Origin of the sequence: Kitasatospora sp. NPDC088346 (genome assembly GCF_044740765.1) — a bacterium.
GTDB lineage: Bacteria > Actinomycetota > Actinomycetes > Streptomycetales > Streptomycetaceae > Kitasatospora.
In genome coordinates this window covers 1-19,805 of sequence record NZ_JBIURH010000003.1, presented here as the reverse complement: position 1 = coordinate 19,805, position 19,805 = coordinate 1, and the positions used below count along the sequence as shown (strand labels likewise).

At 72.7% G+C, this 19,805-nt stretch carries 18 protein-coding genes; 13 read left to right on the top strand and 5 right to left on the bottom strand.

The features are described from left to right. Nucleotides 1-15: 15 nt before the first annotated feature. Nucleotides 16-411, bottom strand: a complete 396-nt coding sequence (locus tag ACIOFR_RS06010) for a hypothetical protein (protein WP_400992843.1) — start codon at nt 409-411, stop codon at nt 16-18. 207 nt (nt 412-618) lie between these two features. Here ACIOFR_RS06010 and ACIOFR_RS06005 point away from each other — a divergent pair, with 207 nt between their 5' ends. From ACIOFR_RS06005 to hutI, 6 genes are all read left to right on the top strand, one after another. Further along, nucleotides 619-1,488: a MurR/RpiR family transcriptional regulator gene (locus ACIOFR_RS06005; protein WP_371497399.1), complete on the top strand. Its 870-nt coding sequence runs from the start codon at nt 619-621 to the stop codon at nt 1,486-1,488. 172 nt (nt 1,489-1,660) lie between these two features. Then, nucleotides 1,661-1,999, top strand: coding sequence for a hypothetical protein (locus ACIOFR_RS06000; RefSeq protein WP_400992841.1), 339 nt, complete (start codon nt 1,661-1,663; stop codon nt 1,997-1,999). A 301-nt stretch (nt 2,000-2,300) separates the two neighbouring features. Continuing rightward, nucleotides 2,301-3,974: a urocanate hydratase gene (gene hutU, locus ACIOFR_RS05995; protein ID WP_400992840.1), complete on the top strand. Its 1,674-nt coding sequence runs from the start codon at nt 2,301-2,303 to the stop codon at nt 3,972-3,974. Between the two features lie 20 nt (nt 3,975-3,994). Beyond that, nucleotides 3,995-5,185: an allantoate amidohydrolase gene (locus ACIOFR_RS05990; protein WP_400993251.1), complete on the top strand. Its 1,191-nt coding sequence runs from the start codon at nt 3,995-3,997 to the stop codon at nt 5,183-5,185. Next, on the top strand, nt 5,170-6,525 hold the full coding sequence (locus ACIOFR_RS05985) for a formimidoylglutamate deiminase (RefSeq protein ID WP_400992838.1): 1,356 nt from the start codon (nt 5,170-5,172) through the stop codon (nt 6,523-6,525). The genes ACIOFR_RS05990 and ACIOFR_RS05985 overlap by 16 nt, the downstream gene beginning before the upstream one ends. 73 nt (nt 6,526-6,598) lie before the next feature. Further along, nucleotides 6,599-7,765, top strand: coding sequence for an imidazolonepropionase (gene hutI, locus ACIOFR_RS05980; protein WP_400992836.1), 1,167 nt, complete (start codon nt 6,599-6,601; stop codon nt 7,763-7,765). Nucleotides 7,766-7,866: 101 nt separating this feature from the next. Here hutI and ACIOFR_RS05975 read toward each other — a convergent pair whose 3' ends face one another. Beyond that, entirely contained in the window at nt 7,867-9,372 is a 1,506-nt protein-coding gene (locus tag ACIOFR_RS05975; protein WP_400992835.1) for a peptide MFS transporter, read from the bottom strand. Nucleotides 9,373-9,769: 397 nt separating this feature from the next. Between ACIOFR_RS05975 and ACIOFR_RS05970 the strand changes: the two genes are divergently transcribed. Both ACIOFR_RS05970 and ACIOFR_RS05965 read left to right on the top strand, forming a co-directional pair. Next, entirely contained in the window at nt 9,770-10,444 is a 675-nt protein-coding gene (locus ACIOFR_RS05970; RefSeq protein WP_033818466.1) for a response regulator transcription factor, read from the top strand. 15 nt (nt 10,445-10,459) lie between these two features. Beyond that, complete coding sequence (locus ACIOFR_RS05965; RefSeq protein ID WP_400992834.1) at nt 10,460-11,704, top strand: ATP-binding protein; 1,245 nt, start codon at nt 10,460-10,462, stop codon at nt 11,702-11,704. 116 nt (nt 11,705-11,820) lie between these two features. Here the strand turns inward: ACIOFR_RS05965 and ACIOFR_RS05960 are convergent, their stop codons facing one another. Then, nucleotides 11,821-12,354 (bottom strand): GtrA family protein, encoded by a 534-nt coding sequence (locus ACIOFR_RS05960; protein WP_400992833.1) that lies wholly within the window; start codon nt 12,352-12,354, stop codon nt 11,821-11,823. 236 nt (nt 12,355-12,590) lie between these two features. Between ACIOFR_RS05960 and ACIOFR_RS05955 the strand changes: the two genes are divergently transcribed. From ACIOFR_RS05955 to ACIOFR_RS05940, 4 genes are read left to right on the top strand one after another with little or no spacing between them, the layout of a single operon-like run. Next, the gene (locus ACIOFR_RS05955) at nt 12,591-13,730 is read left to right on the top strand and encodes a 5-(carboxyamino)imidazole ribonucleotide synthase (protein ID WP_400993248.1); all 1,140 of its coding nucleotides are present in this window, start codon (nt 12,591-12,593) and stop codon (nt 13,728-13,730) included. Then, a complete protein-coding gene (purE, locus tag ACIOFR_RS05950; protein ID WP_400992832.1) occupies nt 13,727-14,260 on the top strand; it encodes a 5-(carboxyamino)imidazole ribonucleotide mutase in 534 nt (177 codons plus the stop codon). The genes ACIOFR_RS05955 and purE overlap by 4 nt, the downstream gene beginning before the upstream one ends. A 35-nt stretch (nt 14,261-14,295) precedes the next feature. Beyond that, entirely contained in the window at nt 14,296-15,495 is a 1,200-nt protein-coding gene (locus ACIOFR_RS05945) for a dipeptidase (protein ID WP_400992830.1), read from the top strand. 34 nt (nt 15,496-15,529) lie between these two features. Continuing rightward, nucleotides 15,530-16,396, top strand: coding sequence for a MerR family transcriptional regulator (locus tag ACIOFR_RS05940; RefSeq protein ID WP_400992829.1), 867 nt, complete (start codon nt 15,530-15,532; stop codon nt 16,394-16,396). Here the strand turns inward: ACIOFR_RS05940 and ACIOFR_RS05935 are convergent. Both ACIOFR_RS05935 and ACIOFR_RS05930 read right to left on the bottom strand, forming a co-directional pair. Then, nucleotides 16,393-16,800, bottom strand: a complete 408-nt coding sequence (locus ACIOFR_RS05935) for a CoA-binding protein (RefSeq protein ID WP_400992828.1) — start codon at nt 16,798-16,800, stop codon at nt 16,393-16,395. The genes ACIOFR_RS05940 and ACIOFR_RS05935 overlap by 4 nt on opposite strands. 54 nt (nt 16,801-16,854) lie before the next feature. Then, a complete protein-coding gene (locus ACIOFR_RS05930) occupies nt 16,855-18,198 on the bottom strand; it encodes a UDP-glucose dehydrogenase family protein (protein WP_400992827.1) in 1,344 nt (447 codons plus the stop codon). Nucleotides 18,199-18,414: 216 nt separating this feature from the next. On the opposite strand from ACIOFR_RS05930, the gene ACIOFR_RS05925 reads away from it, so the two are divergent. Next, nucleotides 18,415-19,587: an LCP family protein gene (locus tag ACIOFR_RS05925; protein ID WP_400992826.1), complete on the top strand. Its 1,173-nt coding sequence runs from the start codon at nt 18,415-18,417 to the stop codon at nt 19,585-19,587. Nucleotides 19,588-19,805 lie beyond the last annotated feature (218 nt).

Below are 19,805 nucleotides of genomic sequence, written 5' to 3'. Positions count from 1 at the left end.
GAGCGGGTGCGGCCGTCAGGTCCACTCGCTCCGGGCGCCGCGGGACGGTTCCCGTTCCCGGCGGCGGTCGCCCAGGGCGGACGCGACGTTGACCCCGACGATCCCGACCCAGCAGACGATCAGGCCGGTGGGCCCGGCGCTCTCGGACGCGATGGCGGTCAGCGGGATGCCCATCACCAGCGAGACGATGCTCAGCGCCATCCGGGAGCCGCGCCCCCGGATGGCGTTCGGGCCCCCGCCCGCACGGTCGAGCCGGTCGGCGACCCGCTGCTCGACCCGGGCGTCCAGCCGGGAGTCGATCCGGGCCAGGAAGGAGTCGACGATCTCCGACTCGTACTCGCGGCCCAGCTCCTTGCGGGTCTGCACGGCGGCGTCGAGGTCGCGGCGCAGCTCGTCCTGGGAAGTGTCCATGGACTCGATGATCGAGGGCCGGGTGGACGCGGGACCACCCGGGGCGCGGGATCTCGGGGGCGGTTCAGGGAGAAATCAGGGTCACCCCGAGAATCGGACCGTCCCGAACTCCGAAACACCATTGCCCACCTGCCGGGACTGCGCCACAGTCGTCCCAGCCGCCGCGGCCAGCGGTGGACGCCCAACCCGAGCTCGGAGGTACCGCTGATGACAGCCCCGGAGGAGAACGGCGCCGTGGGGCCGTCCGCCCGCCTGCTCCAGCTCTTCGAGGGCCACCGGCTGACGCCGACGCAGCGCCGGATCGCCCACTCCCTGGTCCGGCACGCCAACGAGGCGCCGTTCCTGTCCAGCGTCGAGGTCGCCGAGCTGGCCGGCGTCAGCCAGCCCTCGGTCACCCGCTTCGCGGTCGCCCTCGGCTACGACGGCTACCCGGCGCTGCGCAAGCAGCTGCGCGAGCTCGGCGCGGGCGAACCCGCCGCGCCCGAGACCCCGGCCGACGCCGTCCGCAACGAGCACCAGCAGGCCGTCCTGGCCGAGATCGAGCACCTGCGGCACCTGGCCGCGCTGCTCGCGGACCCGGAGCCGATCGTCCGCGCGGCCCGCCTGCTGGCGGCCTCCCGGCCGCTGCCGGTGCTCGGTCTTCGGGCGGCCTCCGCGCAGGCCCGCGGCTTCGCCTACTTCGCCGCCAAGGTGCACCCCGACATCCGGCTGCTCGACGAGGGCGGTTCGATGCTGGCGGACCGGATCGAGCAGGCCGCCTTCGCCGGCGCGTCCGCCCTGCTGTGCTTCGCGCTGCCGCGCTACCCGCGCGAGCTGATGGACGCCCTGGTGGTCGCACGGGACTGCGGGCTGACCGTGCTCACCGTCGCCGACAGCGCCTTCGCGCCGGTCGCCAAGCTCTCCGACCTGCTGTTGCCGGTCGCGGTCGGGACCAACCTGGTCTTCGACACCGCCTGCGGGCCGATGATGCTCGGCCGGGTGCTGCTGCAGACCATGTGCGACGAACTCCCGGGCGCGGAGGCCCGGTTGGAGGCGATCGAGCAGTCCGCGGCGGCCCGCGGGCTGTTCCTGGAGTAGGCGCCGCCGGAGCGGGTACCGCCCGCAACGGGCGCGGCCCGGGGGAGCCCGCTTCCGCGATGGGCACAGCTTGGCGTCGACGGGTTGCCCGGCGCCCTCCAGCGGGCATCCCTCCAGCAGGCCCTGGCGCCAGGGCCGGACGGGGGTGTCAGCCATGGGCCCGATCCACCAGATGAGACTGACCGGCCGACTCGCCTCGGGGGCGGACGAGTGGTCCTGCCCGAGCTGCGGCCGCCGCATCTCGCTCAAGCAGCCGCCGGAGCCCGACCTGGTCGTCCTGGAGGCGGGGGACGAGACGGCGGTGCACGTCGGGGTGATCGACCCCGACGCCGCGGCCGGCGCCGCCGAGCGGTACGGGCTCGGCCCGATCCGCGAGATCCCCCGGGCACCCCGGCCGGCCGAGCCGCCGGCCCGGCCCGGCCAGCCCGCCCGGGCCGAGGCCCTCGGTGCGGACGACCGCCGCTGGCTGGCCGAGATCGGCATCGACTGGGACGGCGACGCGGCCGCCTGAGCCCCTTCGCGCGCCCTCTCCCGTCCCGGCGCGCCCCCTGCCCCGCCGCGCCGCCCGCCCGGCCCCGCCGGACCGTCCCCCCGTGCCGCCGCCCTGCCGTTCCCGCGCCGTTCCCGTGCCGGGACGCCGGCGGTGGACCCCGTGCGTCCCCGTGGTGCGACCCGCGTGCCCGTGCCCCCGGCGACGACCGGCGGACCCCCGACGGTGATCGTTGGCGCGATGGTCTGGTGGGCGGGCGGATGATTGGATATATTCAGAGCAACACACATTGAATGAATCCATCCGCAGGGAGGCCGGCAGCATGGTGCAGCAGCAGACGGGCAGTGGTCCGCGCGAGGTCCGCGCGGCGCGCGGGACGAACCTGACCACGCAGGGGTGGCAGCAGGAGGCAGCCCTGCGGATGCTCATGAACAACCTCGACCCCGAGGTGGCCGAGCACCCGTCCAAGCTGGTCGTCTACGGCGGCACCGGCAAGGCGGCCCGCGACTGGCGCTCGTACGACGCCATGGTCCGCACCCTGCAGACCCTGAAGCAGGACGAGACCATGCTGGTCCAGTCCGGCCGCCCGGTCGGCGTGATGCAGACCCACGAGTGGGCGCCGCGGGTGCTGATCGCCAACTCCAACCTGGTGGGCGACTGGGCCAACTGGGAGGAGTTCCGCCGGCTGGAGAGCCTCGGGCTCACCATGTACGGCCAGATGACCGCCGGGTCCTGGATCTACATCGGCACCCAGGGCATCCTCCAGGGCACCTACGAGACCTTCGGCGCCGTCGCGGCCAAGAAGTTCAACAACACCCTCGAAGGCACCATCACCCTCACCGCCGGCCTCGGCGGCATGGGCGGCGCCCAGCCGCTGGCCGTCACCATGAACGGCGGCGTGGCGATCTGCGTCGACTGCGACCCGTCCCGGATCGCCCGCCGGATCGAGCACCGCTACCTGGACGTCGAGGCCAAGAACCTCGACCACGCGCTGGAGCTCGCCACCGCCGCCCGCGACAAGCGGCAGCCGCTCTCCATCGGCCTGCTCGGCAACGCCGCGGAGATCTTCCCGCAGCTGCTCGCGATGGACGCCCCGATCGACATCGTCACCGACCAGACCAGCGCCCACGACCCGCTGAGCTACCTGCCGGTCGGCGTCGACTTCGACGACATGGCCGACTACGCGGCCGCCAAGCCGGCCGAGTTCACCCAGCGCTCGCGCGAGTCGATGGCCAAGCACGTCGAGGCGATGGTCGGCTTCCTGGACAAGGGCGCCGAGGTCTTCGACTACGGCAACTCGATCCGCGGCGAGGCCCAGCTGGCCGGCTACGACCGCGCGTTCGCCTTCCCCGGCTTCGTCCCGGCGTACATCCGCCCGCTTTTCTGCGAGGGCAAGGGCCCGTTCCGCTGGGCGGCCCTGTCCGGCGACGCGCAGGACATCTACAAGACCGACAAGGCCGTGCTCGACCTCTTCCCGGAGAACGAGTCGCTGCACCGCTGGATCAAGATGGCCCAGGAGAAGGTGCACTTCCAGGGCCTGCCGGCGCGGATCTGCTGGCTCGGCTACGGCGAGCGGGACAAGGCCGGCGCGCGCTTCAACGACATGGTCGCCAGCGGTGAGCTGTCCGCCCCGCTGGTGATCGGCCGCGACCACCTGGACTGCGGCTCGGTCGCCTCCCCGTACCGCGAGACCGAGGCCATGCTGGACGGCTCGGACGCGATCGCCGACTGGCCGCTGATCAACGCCATGGTCAACGTCGCCTCCGGCGCGTCCTGGGTCTCCATCCACCACGGCGGCGGCGTCGGCATCGGCCGCTCGATCCACGCCGGCCAGGTCACGGTCGCCGACGGCACCGCGCTCGCGGGCGAGAAGATCCGCCGGGTGCTCACCAACGACCCGGGCATGGGCGTCATCCGGCACGTCGACGCCGGCTACGACCGCGCGGTCGAGGTCGCGGACGAGCGCGGGGTGCGCGTCCCCATGAACGAGCTGTGACCGAGGACTCCTTCCGCCGGATGTGGGCGGAGCTGCTCCCCGTGGGCCGCTCCGCCTCCTCCGGCGGGTACCGCCGCTTCGCCTGGAACACCGCCGACGCCGAGTGCCGGGTCTGGTTCGAGGAGCAGGCCCGCGCCCGCGGCCTGGCCTACGAGCTGGACCGCAACGGCAACCAGTGGGCGTGGCTCGGCGACCCGAGCGCCGGCGGCGCGATCGTCACCGGCTCGCACCTGGACTCCGTCCCCGACGGCGGCGCCTTCGACGGCCCGCTCGGCGTGGTCTCCGCCTTCGCCGCCCTGGACGAACTCCGGGCGCGCGGAGCCGAGTTCGACAAGCCGCTGGCCATCGTCAACTTCGGCGACGAGGAGGGCGCCCGGTTCGGCGTGGCCTGCATCGGCTCCCGGCTCACCGCCGGCGTGCTCTCCAAGGAGTCGGCGTACGCGCTGCGCGACGCCGACGGCGTCCGGCTGCCCGACGCGATGGAGCGGGCCGGCTACGACCCGGCCGCGATCGGCTCGGACCACGAGCGGCTCGCCCGGGTCGGCGCCTACGTCGAACTGCACGTCGAACAGGGCCGCTCCCTGACCGCCGAGCACCCGGTCGGCGTGGCCAGCGCGATCTGGCCGCACGGCCGCTGGCGCTTCGACTTCCACGGTGAGGCCAACCACGCCGGCACCACCCGGATCGAGGACCGCCGGGACCCGATGCTCACCTTCGCGAGCACCGTGCTCTCCGCCCGCGAGAAGGCCGAGCTGGCCGGCGCCCTGGCCACCTTCGGCAAGGTCGCCGTCGAGCCCAACGGCACCAACGCGATCGCCTCGCTGATCCGCGGCTGGCTGGACTCCCGGGCCGCCGACGAGGCGACCCTGACCGAGCTGGTCGAGGAGATCCGGCAGGCCGCCGACGCGCGCGGCACGCACGACGGCGTCCGGGTCGAGCTGACCCGGGAGTCGTACACGCCGGTGGTCGACTTCGACGGCCCGCTGCGCGACCGGCTCGCCAAGGGCCTCGGCGGGGTACCCGTCCTGCCGACCGGTGCGGGACACGACGCCGGAATCCTGGCATCGGCGATCCCGACCGCCATGCTGTTCGTACGTAACCCGAGCGGCGTCTCGCACTCCCCGGCCGAGCACGCCGAGGAGCGCGACTGCCTCGCCGGCGTGGCCGCTCTCGCCGACGTACTGGAGGACCTCGCATGTCAGCAGCGGTGACGTACTGGGCGGAGTACGCCTGGCTGCCGCACGCCAACGGACCGGTCGTCGAGCAGCAGGTGCTGATCACGGTCGGTCCGGGCGGGCGGATCGCCAAGGTCACCCCGGACAGCGGGCCCTGCCCGCCCGGGGCGGTGCGGCTCGGCGGACTGGTCCTCCCCGGCCAGGCCAACGCGCACTCGCACGCCTTCCACCGCGCGCTGCGCGGCACCGTCCAGGTCGGCTCCGGCACCTTCTGGACCTGGCGGGACACCATGTACCGGTTCGCCGGTGCGCTCGACCCGGACAGCTACCTGGCGCTGGCCACCGCGGTCTACGCGGAGATGGCGCTGGCCGGCATCACCGCCGTCGGTGAGTTCCACTACCTGCACCACGCCCCGGGCGGCGGCCGGTACGACGACCCGAACGCGATGGGCGACGCGCTCATCGAGGCGGCGCTGCGGGCCGGCATCCGGATCACCCTGCTGGACACCTGCTACGTCTCGGCCGGCTTCGGCGCCGAGCCGACCAAGCCGCAGCTGCGGTTCAGCGACGGCGACGCGGACGCCTGGGCGGCCCGCGCCGACGCGCTGAAGGCCACCGAGCACGCCCGGATCGGCGCCGCCGTCCACTCCGTGCGGGCCGTCCCGGCCGAGCAGCTGAGCACCGTCGCGCACTGGGCGGCGATGCGCAAGGCACCGCTGCACGTCCACCTCTCCGAGCAGACCGCCGAGAACGACGCCTGCCTCACGGCGCACGGCGTCACCCCGACCCGGCTGCTCGCCGACCACGGCGTGCTCGGCCCGCGCACCTCCGCCGTGCACGCCACCCACCTGAGCGACGACGACATCCGGCTGCTCTCGGACTCCACCACCACCATCTGCATGTGTCCCACCACCGAACGGGACCTCGCGGACGGCATCGGGCCGGCCCGCCGGCTGGCGAGCGCGGGCTGTCCGATCAGCCTGGGCAGCGACAGCCACGCGGTCATCGACCCGTTCGAGGAGGCCCGCGCCCTGGAGCTGGACGAGCGCCTGCGCACCCGCACCCGCGGGCACTGGACGGCCAACGCGCTGCTCAGGGCCGGCACCGAGGACGGCCACGCCTCGCTCGGCTGGCCGGAGGCCGGCCGGATCGAGGCCGGCTCGCTCGCTGACCTCACCGCCGTCGCGCTGGACAGCGTCCGGACGGCCGGGCCCGGGCCCGCGCTGGGCGCGGAGACCGCGGTCTTCGCGGCCTCCGCCGCCGACGTGCGGCACGTGGTGGTCGGCGGCCGGCACATCGTCAAGGACGGCGTGCACCAACTGGTCGCCGACGTTCCGGCCGCCCTGCGTGACTCGATCGACGCCCTGCAGTCATAGACTCCCGGGAGCGGGCCCCACCAGGGCTGATCTGGTGGGGCCCGTTCCCGGGTCCCGAAGTGAAAGGGTCCCCTTGAGCCTCCTGATCACCGACGTCGGCACCCTGGTGACCAACGACCCCGCGCTCGGACAGGGCCCGCTGGGCCTGCTCCAGGACGCCGCCGTGGTCGTCGAGGGCAGCCGGATCGCCTGGGTGGGCCCGGCCGCCGCCGCGCCCGCCGCCGACGAGCGGTTCGACGCCAGGCACCGCGCGCTGCTGCCGGGCTTCGTCGACTCGCACGCCCACCTGGTCTTCGCGGGCGACCGCACCGCCGAGTTCAACGCCCGGATGTCCGGCCAGGCCTACAGTGCCGGCGGCATCCGCACCACGGTCGCCGCCACCCGTGCGGCCACCGACGCGGAACTGGACGCCAACCTGGTCCGCTTCCTGCGCGAGGCCCTGCACCAGGGCACCACCACCGTCGAGTGCAAGTCCGGCTACGGCCTGACCGTCGCCGACGAGGCCCGGGCGCTGCGGATCGCCGCCTCGCACACCCCCGAGACCACCTACCTCGGCGCCCACGTGGTCGCGCCCGAGTTCGCCGACGACCCGGCCGGCTACGTCGACCTGGTCACCGGCGAGATGCTGGACGCCTGCGCGCCGCACGCCCGCTGGGTCGACGTCTTCTGCGAGCGGGGCGCCTTCGACGGCGACCAGGCCCGCGCCGTCCTCACCGCCGGAGCCAAGCGCGGACTGATCCCGCGGGTGCACGCCAACCAGCTCTCGTACGGGCCGGGCGTGCAGCTGGCGGTCGAACTGGGCGCCGCCTCGGCCGACCACTGCACCCACCTCACCGACGAGGACGTCGCCGCGCTGGCCGGCTCGGAGACGGTGGCCACGCTGCTGCCCGGCGCGGAGTTCTCCACCCGCGCCGCCTACCCGAACGCGCGCCGCCTGCTCGACGCGGGCGCCACCGTTGCGCTGTCCACGGACTGCAACCCGGGCTCCAGCTTCACCAGCTCGATGGCCTTCTGCATCGCGGTGGCCGTCCGCGAGATGGGGATGACCCCGGACGAGGCCGTGCACGCCGCCACCGCCGGCGGCGCCAAGGCGCTGCGCCGCAGCGACGTGGGCGTCATCACCCTGGGCGCCCGGGCCGACCTGCTGCTGCTGGAGGCGCCCTCGCACGTCCACCTGGCCTACCGGCCGGGCGTGCCGCTCACCGCCGCCGTCTGGCGGGCGGGCGCGCGGGAGTTCTGACCGGCGTCCGGCCCCTCGGGCCGGGTACGGCGAAGGGCCGGTGTCCGCCTCGGCGGGTACCGGCCCCTCGTCGTGGTGCGTCGCGCGTCGCGCGCGGTGCGTCAGTGCACGTCGCCCATGAGCCTGACGACCTTCCTGCGGTACAGCGCCAGCCCGATGCCGGCGATGATCGCCAGCACGCCCTGGACCGCGAAGTACCAGGTGCTGCCGGTCGCGTCGCCCAGGACCAGCTGGAAGATCGCGGCCACGCAGTCGCCCGCCGTGACGGCGAGGAACCAGACACCCATCATCTGGCTGGCGTACTTGGCCGGGGCCAGCTTGGTGGTGACGGACAGGCCGACCGGGGAGAGCGTGAGCTCACCGACGGTCTGCACCAGGTAGACCAGCGCCAGCCAGAGCGGCGTGACCTTGGTGCCGCCCGCGGCGGCCGCCATCGCCAGCATCATCACCAGGAAGGACGCGCCGACCATCAGCAGGCCGATCGCGAACTTCATCGTGGTGCTGGGGTTCTTGCCCCGGCGGGCCAGGGCCACCCACAGCCAGGCGAAGACCGGGGCCAGCGCCATGATGTAGAGCGGGTTGAGCGACTGGAACCAGCTGGACGGGAAGTCGAAGCCGAACAGCGTGGAGGCGGTGCTGTCGTCCGCGAAGACGCTCAGCGTCGAGCCGGACTGGTCGTAGATCATCCAGAACACGGCGGCCGCGATGAAGAACCAGATGTAGCCGCTCATCTTGGACTGCTCGTCCGAGCTGAGGTCCTTGTCCCGCTTCACCTTGCCGAAGACGAAGACCGGGAGCGCGATGCCCGCGATCGACAGCGGCCAGATCACCCAGTCGATGGTGAAGCTGCCGGTCAGCGCGACGACGGCGTAGAAGACCACGGCCAGCGCCAGCCAGAGGCCGGCCTTGCGGAACACGTCGCGCTTCTCGGCGGCCGAGATCGGCGAGGACACCACGTCGCTGCGGGCGCTCAGGTGACGGGTGCCGAGCAGGAACTGGCCGAGGCCCAGCGCCATGCCGACGCCGGCGAGGGCGAAGCCGAGGTGCCAGTTGACGCTCTGGCCCACGGTGCCGATGACCAGCGGCGCGGCGAAGGCACCGAGGTTGATGCCCATGTAGAAGATCGTGAAGCCACCGTCGCGGCGCGGGTCGTTCGGCCCGTCGTAGAGATGGCCGACCATCGTCGAGATGTTGGCCTTCAGCAGGCCGGAACCGATGGCGATCAGGCCGAGGCCCGCGAAGAAGGACACGGTGGCCGGTACGGCCAGCATGAAGTGTCCGGCCATGATGATCGTGCCGCCGACGGCGACGGTCTTGCGGGCGCCGAGGAAGCGGTCGGCGATCCAGCCGCCGGGCAGGGCCAGCAGGTAGACCATCGCGGTGTAGACGCTGTAGACCGCGGCGGCGACGGCCACCTTCATGCCCAGGCCGCCGTCGGTGGTGGCGGCCGTCATGTAGAGGACCAGCAGGGCGCGCATGCCGTAGTAGCTGAAGCGCTCCCACATCTCGCTCATGAAGAGAGTGGCGAGTCCCCGGGGGTGCCCGAGGAAGGTCTTGCCGCTGGGAGGGGCCGACTGTATGCCGGCATCCAGGGTGGTAGACGCCATGTGTAGGGGTTCCTTGCCTGACTTCGTCCGCCAAGGGGGGTGGAGGCGGACGGGGACCAAACCACTGTACGTGGCGGTATTCCATGACATGGACGGACAAATATGACACGGCGGGTAACGCGCAAGCAAAGTGCAAGAGGCTCTTGGGTGTGAATTCATTGGCCTGAGCGCAAAATGTCCTTTGAAGCGAAGGTAGCACGCGGAAATCTTCGCCGAAGGGGGGCGCCTGACCGAGCCTTCGAAACCATGGCGGCCCCGAGCCGATGATCACGCTCTGTGAACTAGTTCACAGCGCCCGCGCGGCCCCGCCCGCGGTCGTCCCGCTCGCAGGTCATGCGGAGGTCAAGGGGCCGTACGCACCCTGATCAAGGGGCCCGCGGCGGTCTACCATCAGCCCATGACCTGTGTGCTGCTGGCCGAGGACGACCCGGCAATCTCCGAACCGCTGGCCCGCGCCCTGCGCCGGGAGGGCTACGAGGTGCTGGTCCGAGAGGACGGCCCCGCCGCGCTGGGCGCCGGGCTGACCGAGGAGGTCGACCTGATCGTCCTGGACCTGGGCCTGCCCGAGATGGACGGCCTGGAGGTCTGCCGCCGGCTGCGCGCCGACGGCAAGAGCTTCCCGGTCCTGGTGCTCACCGCGCGCGCCGACGAGGTGGACACCGTGGTCGGCCTCGACGCGGGCGCCGACGACTACGTCACCAAGCCGTTCCGGCTCGCCGAACTGCTCGCCCGGGTCCGGGCCCTGCTGCGCCGCGGCAACGTGGACCAGCTCACCACCGGTGCACACGGCGTGAAGATCGACATCGAGTCGCACCGGGCCTGGCTCGGCGAGGAGGAGCTCACCCTCTCCGCCAAGGAGTTCGAACTGCTCCGGGTGCTGGTCCGGGACGCCGGCCGGGTGGTCACCCGCGAGGAGATCATGCGTCAGGTCTGGGACACCACCTGGTGGACCTCGACCAAGACCCTCGACATGCACATCTCCTGGCTGCGCAAGAAGCTCGGCGACGACGCGGCCAACCCGCGCTACATCGCCACCGTCCGCGGTGTGGGCTTCCGCTTCGAGAAGAACTGACAGAGGCCGCCCGGCGTGAAGCGCAGGATGATCAATTCGCTGCTGGGCGTCGTCCTGGTGGTGGTCGCGGTGTTCTGCGTACCGCTGGCACTGATCGAGAAGCAGAGCATCGTCAGTGCGGCCAACGACCGCGTGGACGCGGAGGCCGTCCGGGTGCTCGGCCTGGTCGAGAGCAGGCTGGCCGCGGGGGAGCCGGTGACCGGCGAGAAGTTCGCCGCCCAGGTCACCGAGGGATCCTTCGTCCTGGTCGACATCCCGGGCCAGCCGCTCATCGCGGCCGGACGCCCGGTGAAGGGCCCCACCCTCAGCGCCGCCGAGGTCGGGGCCAGCGGCGAGACGGTCACCGTGATGCAGTCCCGCGAGGAGGTCGACCACGAGATCGGCAACATGCTGCTGCTGCTCGGTGTGGTCGCCCTGCTCGCCGTCCAGGCCGCCGTCGCGCTCGCCGTCTGGCAGGCCAAGCGGCTGGCCCGTCCGCTCACCGACCTCGCCGAGACCGCCGAACGGCTCGGCTCCGGCGACCCGCGCCCGCGCGACCGACGCTACGGCGTCCCCGAGCTCGACCGGATCGCCGAGGTCCTCGACGCCAGCGCCGAACGCATCGCCCGGATGCTCACCGCCGAACGCCGGCTCGCCGCCGACGCCTCCCACCAGCTGCGCACGCCGCTCACCGCGCTCTCCATGCGGCTGGAGGAGATCACCGCGCTCGCCGAGGAACCCGCCACCGTCCGGGAGGAGGCGGCCATCGGCCTCCAGCAGGTCGAACGGCTCACCGACGTGGTGCAGCGCCTGCTCACCAACCAGCGCGACCGCAGCAGCCCGACCGCGGTCGGCTTCCCGCTCGACGAGGTCGTCAAGCAGCAGCTGGAGGAGTGGGGGCCGCCGCTGCGGGACAGCGGTCGGCGGTTGGTCATCGAGGGCATCCGCGGCGCGCACGTCACCGGCACCCCCGGCACCGTCGCCCAGGTGCTGGCCACCCTGATCGAGAACTCCCTGATGCACGGCGCCGGCACCATCACCCTGCGGGTCCGCCGCTCCGGCAGCTCGATCGTCGCCGAGGTCCAGGACGAGGGCCCGGGCGTCCCGGCCGAACTCGGCAACCGGGTCTTCGAACGGGCGGTCAGCGGCCGCAACTCCACCGGCATCGGCCTCGCCGTCGCCCGCGACCTCGCGGAGGCGGACGGCGGCCGGCTGGAACTGCTGTCCCTCCAGCCGCCGGTGTTCGCGCTGTTCGTGGGGCGGAGCCGTACGACCGACTAGCGCAGTGTGGGGCGGAGCCGTACGAGCGTGGATGGCGCCGTGCGGAGGGGCCCGGGTGGCCGGCCTATCAGCCGAACGGGTGGGTGGCGTCCCGGCTCCGGGTTGACGGACCGCCGCTACGAGCGCTGCTCGACGTACGCGGGCTGCTCGGTGGTCAGCAGCCGCTCGGCCTCGGTGACCACGGCCGGTTCGGGCTCGGTGAGCTCGGGGAGGGCCTTGAAGACCCAGGTGCGGTACGAGATGAAGCGGAACACCGTGCCGGCGCCGAGGCCGACGACCTTCGCGGCGAGCTGCTCCGGGTGCGTGGTGAGGCCGAGGACGTAGACGGAGAACCCGAGGATCCCGGTCTCGATCAGCATGCCGATGCCGCTGAACAGCAGGAAGAGCGTGATCTCGCGCTTGCGCGAGGCCGCGTCGCGGTCGCGGTAGAGCCAGTAGCGGTAGCCGAGGTAGTTGGTCGCGATGGCGATCAGGGTGGCGGCGATGTTGGAGCGCAGCGAGGCCAGGCCGAGACCGTTGATGCAGATCCAGAACACGACGAAGTTGACGGCGACGCCGCTCAGGCCGACCACGCCGAACTTGATCATCTCGCCCGAGATCCCCTGCAGTCGCTGCGTCAGGGATGGCTTGGGTGCGGTGGTGATCGTCATACCCGGCTGTCTCCATGTGCTCGCGTGCGAGGGTGCCGTGCTCGCGTCGGTCGGACGCGGGCGGTCCCCTCGTATACACACATGATCGGATTGTGCTTCTCGGGGTCCGGCCATCCAGGCTACTCGCTCCACACCCGGCCGTCCCCACCCCCGGTGCCCCGGCCCTCCCGGCGCCCGGCTGTGCACCCGTCCCGACCGGCCCGGATATCCTGGGCGGCGTGACTCTCGCGGGTAATGTGAATTTTCCAGTGGTCGGCATGATCGGCGGCGGCCAGCTGGCCCGGATGGCGCACCAGGCGGGCATCCCGCTCGGCATCCGGTTCCGGCTCCTCGCCGACACCCCCCAGGACTCCGCCGCGCAGGTGGTCTCCGACGTGGTGCTCGGTGACTACCGCGACCTCGAAACGCTGCGCCGGTTCGCGGCGGGCTGCGACGTGGTCACCTTCGACCACGAGCACGTGCCCACCGAGCACCTGCGTGCCCTCCAGGCCGACGGCATCGCCGTCCGCCCGGGCCCCGACGCGCTGGTGAACGCCCAGGACAAGGGCGTGATGCGGGCGAAGCTGGACTCCATCGGGGTGCCCTGCCCGCGTCACCGGCTGGTCGCCGACCCGGCCGACGTCACCGCGTTCGCCGAGGAGGGCGCCGGCTACCCGGTGGTCCTGAAGACCGTCCGCGGCGGCTACGACGGGAAGGGCGTCTGGGTCGTCGACGACGAGTCCGCGGCCGCCGCGCCGTTCCTCGCCGGGGTGCCCGTGCTGGCCGAGGAGAAGGTCGACTTCCTGCGCGAGCTGGCGGCGAACGTGGTCCGCTCGCCCAGCGGCCAGGCGGTGGCCTACCCCGTGGTGGAGAGCGTCCAGGAGGACGGCGTCTGCGCCGAGGTGACCGCCCCGGCCCCCGACCTGGACCCGGAGCTGGCCGGCGAGGCCCAGGCGCTGGCCCTGCGGATCGCGGGCGAGCTGGACATCACCGGCCACCTCGCGGTCGAGCTGTTCCAGACCCGCGACGGCCGGATCCTGGTCAACGAGCTGGCCATGCGCCCGCACAACTCGGGCCACTGGACCCAGGACGGCGCCGTCACCTCGCAGTTCGAGAACCACCTGCGGGCCGTCCTCGACCTGCCGCTGGGCGACCCGCGCCCGCGGGCCCGGTGGACGGTCATGGTCAACGTCCTCGGCGGGGACTACCCCGACATGTACCACGCCTTCCTGCACTGCATGGCCCGTGACCCGGGCCTGAAGATCCACATGTACGGGAAGGACGTCAAGCCCGGCCGCAAGGTCGGCCACGTCAACGTCTTCGGGGACGACCTCGACGACGTCCGCGAGCGCGCCCGCCATGCGGCCGCCTACCTGCGAGGAACGATCACCGAATGACCAACCCCACTGGTCCCGTCGTCGGCATCGTCATGGGCTCGGACTCCGACTGGCCCGTGATGGAGGCCGCGGCCCAGGCCCTCGACGAGTTCGAGGTCCCGTACGAGGTCGACGTGGTCTCGGCGCACCGGATGCCGCGCGAGATGGTGGCCTACGGCGAGCGGGCGCACGGGCGCGGGCTGAAGGCGATCATCGCCGGTGCCGGCGGCGCTGCCCACCTCCCGGGCATGCTGGCCTCCGTCACCCCGCTGCCGGTGATCGGCGTGCCGGTGCCGCTGCGCTACCTGGACGGCATGGACAGCCTGCTGTCGATCGTCCAGATGCCGGCCGGCGTGCCGGTGGCCACCGTCTCGGTCGCCGGTGCCCGCAACGCCGGCCTGCTGGCGGTCCGGATGCTCGCCGCGTTCGATCCCGAACTGGCCGAGAAGATGGTCGAGTTCCAGGTCGAACTGAACAACCAGGCCACCGAGAAGGGCAAGAAGCTGCGCGCCAAGGTCGCCGGCTCCTCGTCGTTCGGCTTCGGCAAGTAGCACCTGGGGCGGATCGTCCGCGATACAACAGGGGGATGACTCCCGAACTGCTGGATCGCGCCCGTGCCGTCCTCCGCGACACCCCCGTGGTGGACGGTCACAACGACCTCCCCTGGGCGATGCGCGCCCAGGCCGGGTACGACCTCGACGCCATCGACCTGACGGCCGACCAGAGCGGCCGGCTGCACACCGACTTCGCCCGGCTGCGCGCGGGCGGGGTCGGTGCGCAGTTCTGGTCGGTCTTCGTGCGTTCCGACTACGCCGGGGACCAGGCCGTCAGCGCCACCCTGGAACAGATCGACTTCGTCCGGACGATGGTGGCGCGCTACCCGGCGGTGCTGCAGCTCGCCCTCACCGCCGACGACATGGAGAACGCCCGGCGCCGGGGCCGGATCGCCTCGCTGATCGGCGCCGAGGGCGGCCACTCCATCAACTGCTCGCTCGGCACCCTGCGGATGATGTACGAGCTGGGCGTGCGGTACATGACGCTGACCCACAACGACAACGTGCCGTGGGCGGACTCCGCCACCGACGTCCCGGCCGCCGGCGGGCTGACCGCGTTCGGCGAGGAGGTCGTCCGGGAGATGAACCGGCTCGGCATGCTGGTCGACCTCTCGCACGTCTCGCCGGACACCATGCGGGCCGCGCTCCGGGTCTCCGAGGCGCCGGTGATCTTCTCGCACTCCTCCTCGCGCGCCGTCTGTGACCACCCGCGCAACGTCCCGGACGACGTCCTGGCCCAGCTGCCCGCCAACGGCGGCCTGGCGATGGCCACCTTCGTGCCGAAGTTCGTCCTGCCCGCCGCGATCGAGTGGACCGCCGCCGCGGACGAGAACCTGCGCGCGCACGGCGTGCACCCGCTGGAGACCACCCCGGAGGCGATGGCCGTCCAGCGCGCGTACGAGGCCGCCCACCCGCAGCCGGTCGCCACCGTCGCCGTCGTCGCCGACCACCTGGACCACATGCGGGAGGTGGCCGGGATCGACCACCTCGGGATCGGCGGCGACTTCGACGGCACCGCCTTCCTGCCGCAGGGGCTGGACGACGTCGCGGGCTACCCCAACCTGATCGCGGAGCTGCTCGGCCGCGGCTGGTCGGAGGCCGACCTCTCCAAGCTCACCTGGCACAACGCCGTCCGGGTGCTGCGGCAGGCCGAGGACGTCGCCACCGACCTCCAGCTCACCTTCCGCGGCCCCTCCTGGGCCACCGTCGGGCAGCTCGACGGCCGCGGTTGACCCTCCCCCTGGGGCAGACAGGACGGTGGAGGACATGGAGGAGGACGCAACCCTCGGCATCGGCGCGTTCGCGCGGCGCTCCCGGCTGTCGCAGAAGGCCCTGCGGCTGTACGACAGCCAGGGCGTGCTGCGGCCCGACCGGGTGGACCCGGTCACCGGCTACCGCTCGTACCGCGAGAGCCGGCTGGTCGACGCCCGGCGGATCAGGCTGCTGCGCGGGCTGGACATGCCGCTGGCCGCGGTCGCCGAGGTACTGGCCGCACCGGGCGCCGAGGGCGCCCGGCTGGTGGCCGAGTACTGGGCCGCGGTCGAGCGACGGATCGCCGCGCAGCGCGAGTTGGCGGCCTACCTCCGCATCCAACTGTCAGGCGGCGAAGGGATTCTGGACATGTTCGACATCCAGCAGCGAGAGGTGCCGGAGCAGCTGGTGCTCACCGAGCAGCGGCACGCGGGGCCGGAGGACCTGCCGGTCTGGATCCCGGCGGCGTGCGACCGCCTGTTCGCGGCGGCCGAGGCCTACGGCGGGACGGCCGGGGCCCCCTTCGTCGTCTACCACGGCGAGGTCAACGAGGACAGCGACGGGCCGGTGGAGCTCTGCGTCCCGGTCGACCGGGACCGGGCCGCGGAGATCACCGTCCCGTACCGGGTCGAGCCCGCCCACCACCAGGCCTACACGACCGTCACCAAGGCCCAGGTGGTCTACCCGCAGATCCTGACGGCCTACGACGCGGTCTTCCAGTGGGCCCGGGAGCAGGGCCGCGAGGTGACCGGCGCGCCCCGCGAGGTCTACTTCGCGGACTGGGCCGAGGCCGCCGGGGACGCCCCGGTCTGCGACATCGCCGTCCCACTCGCCGGCCCGCTCACGGCGAAGGTCTCCGCCCAGGTCCCCGGCGAGGCCTAGAGCTGCGGCAGCTCGATCGCCGGGCAGCGGTCCATGACCATGTCCAGTCCGGCGCCGGTGGTACGGGCGTAGGCGTCCTCGTCCACCACGTCCAGCTGGAACCAGACCGCCCTGGCGCCCACCGCCACCGCCTGGTCGGCGACCTCGCCGGCCAGGCGGCTGTTCACGAACACGTCCACCACGTCGACCTCGAACGGGATGTCGGCGAGGGTGGCGTACCCCTGCTCCCCGAGCACCGTCTCCGCGTTGGGGTGCACCGGCACCACCCGCTTGCCGGCCCGCTGGAGCACCTGCGCGACGCCGTACGCGGCCCGGCGGGTGTTGGTGGACAGGCCGACCACCGCCCAGGTGTCGCCCGCGTCCTGGAGGATCCTGCGAACCGTTTCCCGGTCTCCGTAGCTCATGTCGCACTCCAACGGCGCGAGCCGGCGGCGCATTCCGGGCGGGGGCGCGGAGGGCTACTCCGCGCCGGGGCGGCCCATCGCCCGGTACGTCCATCCGGCGGCCCGCCAGCGCGGCACGTCCAGGATGTTGCGGCCGTCCAGTATCCGGCGCTCGGCGACCACCGTGCCGAGCACCTCCGGGTCCAGCTCGCGGAACTCCTGCCACTCCGTCAGGTGCAGCACCACGTGCGCGCCCTCCGCGGCCTCCAGCGGTGTCGCCGCGTACGCCAGGCTGGGGAACATCTTGCGGGCGTTGTCCATCGCCTTCGGGTCGTAGACCGTGACCTGGGCGCCCTGCAGCTGGATCTGGCCGGCCACGTTGAGCGCGGGGGAGTCCCGGATGTCGTCCGAGTTCGGCTTGAAGGCCGCGCCCAGCACCGCGACCCGGCGGCCGAGGAAGCCGCCGCCGCACTGCTCGCGGGCCAGCTCCACCATCCGGGAGCGGCGCCGCATGTTGATCGAGTCGACCTCGCGCAGGAAGGTCAGGGCCTGGTCGGCGCCCAGCTCCCCGGCGCGGGCCATGAAGGCTCGGATGTCCTTGGGCAGGCAGCCGCCGCCGAAGCCGAGGCCGGCGTTGAGGAACTTGCCGCCGATCCGCTCGTCGTGGGCCAGGGCCCGGCTGAGCTGGACGACGTCCGCGCCGGCGCTCTCGCAGACCTCGGCCATCGCGTTGATGAAGGAGATCTTGGTGGCCAGGAAGGAGTTCGCGGCCGCCTTGACCAGCTCGGCGGTCGGGAAGTCGGTCACCACGAAGGGCACGCCCTCGGCGATCGGCGTCGCGTACACCTCGCGCAGCAGCTGCTCGGCCCGCTCGCTGCGTACGCCGACCACCAGCCGGTCCGGGTGGAGGGTGTCGCCGACGGCGTAGCCCTCGCGCAGGAACTCCGGGTTCCACGCCAGCTCGGCGTCGGACCCGGCGGGGGCGAGCGCGGCCAGCCGCTCGGCCAGCCGGTTGGCGCTGCCGACCGGCACGGTGGACTTGCCGACCACCAGGGTCGGCCGGGTCAGGTGCGGGGCGATCGAGTCCAGCGCCGCGTCCACGTACGACATGTCGGCCGCGAACTCGCCCTTCTTCTGCGGGGTGTTGACGCAGATGAAGTGCACGTCGCCGAACTCGGCGACCTCCTGGGGCGAGTCGGTGAACCGCAGCCGGCCGGTCGAGCCCTCGTGCCCGGGCACGTGCTTGACCAGCAGCTCCGCCAGCCCGGGCTCGTACATCGGCACCCGGCCGGCCTTGAGCGCCGCCACCTTCTCCGGGTCGATGTCCAGCCCGAGGACCTCGAAGCCCAGCTCGGCCATGCAGGCCGCGTGCGTTGCACCGAGGTAGCCGGTACCGATCACCGTGAGACGGAGGGCCACGTGCTTCCCCTTTGTGGTCGGGACTCTGGCCGTGCCGGGTCGGGTGAGCCCGGGGCCGCAGGCACCGATGGTATCCGCCGGACGGCGGCCCGTGGGCCGGTCCCCCGAAGCGGTTGCGACTGCGGTGGGTAACGGGGGGAGCACCCGCACGTACCGGTCACGGTGGGAACTCCCGTTTCAATCCCGCGCCCGCGGCCGGAACGACAGAATGCGCGCATGAACGCGCGGGAGCACGAGGACGGGGCGGGCGGGCGACCCGAGTCGCTGAGCCTGTTCGACGAGCGGGACGGGGTGGACGGCCGGCCCGGGGACGGGACCGACGGGGCCGCCGACGAGGCCGCCGACGAGGGGCGCGGCAGGCGCCGCCGGCGGACCAGGCGGGTGCTGATCTGGACGCTGACCGCCCTGCTGGTGCTGGTCGGCGGGGGCATCGGGGGCATCTACTGGACGGCCGAGCACTACGCGTCGTCCGTGGAGCGGATCCCCGGCGCCTTCCCGAGCGTCCCGGAGTCCGCCCAGCCCCAGCCCGTACCGGGCGCGGGCCTGACCTTCCTGCTGGTCGGCCTGGACGCCCGCTCCGACGTGCCCACCACCGGCGGCCAGGCCAAGGCTCCGGCCTGGAGGGAGGGGGCGAGCCGCAGCGACACGATGATGCTGATGCACCTGTCGGCGGACCGCGGGAGCGTCTCGCTGGTCTCGATAGCCCGGGACACCTGGGTGGCGGTGCCCGGCCACGGCATGGCGAAGATCAACGCGGCGTACTCCTGGGGCGGCCCGCCACTGATGGTGGACACGGTGCAGAAGCTCACCGGCATCCGGATCGACCACGTCGCGGTGATCGACTGGAACGGCTTCCGGAAGCTCACCGACGCCGTCGGCGGCGTCGACATCACCATCCCGCAGACCATCGAGGCCAAGGGCGACGCCCGCGAGTGGCTCAAGGGCACCCACCACATGAGCGGCGACGAGGCCCTGCTGTACGTCCGTGAGCGGCACGGCCTGCCCAACGGGGACCTCGACCGCACCAAGCGCCAGCAGAACTTCCTGCGCGCCCTCATGATCCAGACCATGAACGCCGGCACCCTGGGCAACCCCGGCCGTCTCACCGGCCTGCTCCAGGCCGTCGGCGACGTGGTGAGCGTCGACGACCGGCTCAGCAACACCGACCTCTACGACCTCGGCTGGAGCCTGCGCGGCGTGCGGCCCGACGACGTCCGGTTCATGAACGCGCCCTTCGGCGGCTTCGACAGCATCGACGGCCAGGACGTCGTCAAGCTGGACCAGGCCGCCTCCGCGACCCTCTGGGAGGCCGTCCGCAACGACCGGATGGACGAGTACTTCGCGCAGCACCGGACCACCAGCGACACGCTGGGCGAGAGCGTCCGCTGAGCCGTCCGCCGGGCGCCGGCCCGTGTCGCGCACGTCACCCGACGGCGCGCGCGGGGCGAGCCTAGGATGGCCCTACTGAACGGTAGTTAACGCGCGAAGGGTGTGGCACATGGCGGGCAGCTCGGACTTCGACCTCTTCCGGCTCAGCGAGGAGCACGAGATGCTCCGTGAGGCGGTGCGTTCGTTGGCGGAGGCGAAGATCGCTCCGTTCGCGGCGG

Coding starts and splice junctions, on each gene's coding strand:
- ACIOFR_RS06010 (WP_400992843.1), bottom strand. CDS start 411: ATGGACACTTCCCAGGACGAGCTGCGCCGCGACCTCGACGCCGCCGTG.
- ACIOFR_RS06005 (WP_371497399.1), top strand. CDS start 619: ATGACAGCCCCGGAGGAGAACGGCGCCGTGGGGCCGTCCGCCCGCCTG.
- ACIOFR_RS06000 (WP_400992841.1), top strand. CDS start 1,661: ATGAGACTGACCGGCCGACTCGCCTCGGGGGCGGACGAGTGGTCCTGC.
- hutU (WP_400992840.1), top strand. CDS start 2,301: ATGGTGCAGCAGCAGACGGGCAGTGGTCCGCGCGAGGTCCGCGCGGCG.
- ACIOFR_RS05990 (WP_400993251.1), top strand. CDS start 3,995: ATGTGGGCGGAGCTGCTCCCCGTGGGCCGCTCCGCCTCCTCCGGCGGG.
- ACIOFR_RS05985 (WP_400992838.1), top strand. CDS start 5,170: ATGTCAGCAGCGGTGACGTACTGGGCGGAGTACGCCTGGCTGCCGCAC.
- ACIOFR_RS05975 (WP_400992835.1), bottom strand. CDS start 9,372: ATGGCGTCTACCACCCTGGATGCCGGCATACAGTCGGCCCCTCCCAGC.
- ACIOFR_RS05970 (WP_033818466.1), top strand. CDS start 9,770: ATGACCTGTGTGCTGCTGGCCGAGGACGACCCGGCAATCTCCGAACCG.
- ACIOFR_RS05960 (WP_400992833.1), bottom strand. CDS start 12,354: ATGACGATCACCACCGCACCCAAGCCATCCCTGACGCAGCGACTGCAG.
- purE (WP_400992832.1), top strand. CDS start 13,727: ATGACCAACCCCACTGGTCCCGTCGTCGGCATCGTCATGGGCTCGGAC.
- ACIOFR_RS05945 (WP_400992830.1), top strand. CDS start 14,296: ATGACTCCCGAACTGCTGGATCGCGCCCGTGCCGTCCTCCGCGACACC.
- ACIOFR_RS05940 (WP_400992829.1), top strand. CDS start 15,530: ATGGAGGAGGACGCAACCCTCGGCATCGGCGCGTTCGCGCGGCGCTCC.
- ACIOFR_RS05935 (WP_400992828.1), bottom strand. CDS start 16,800: ATGAGCTACGGAGACCGGGAAACGGTTCGCAGGATCCTCCAGGACGCG.
- ACIOFR_RS05925 (WP_400992826.1), top strand. CDS start 18,415: ATGAACGCGCGGGAGCACGAGGACGGGGCGGGCGGGCGACCCGAGTCG.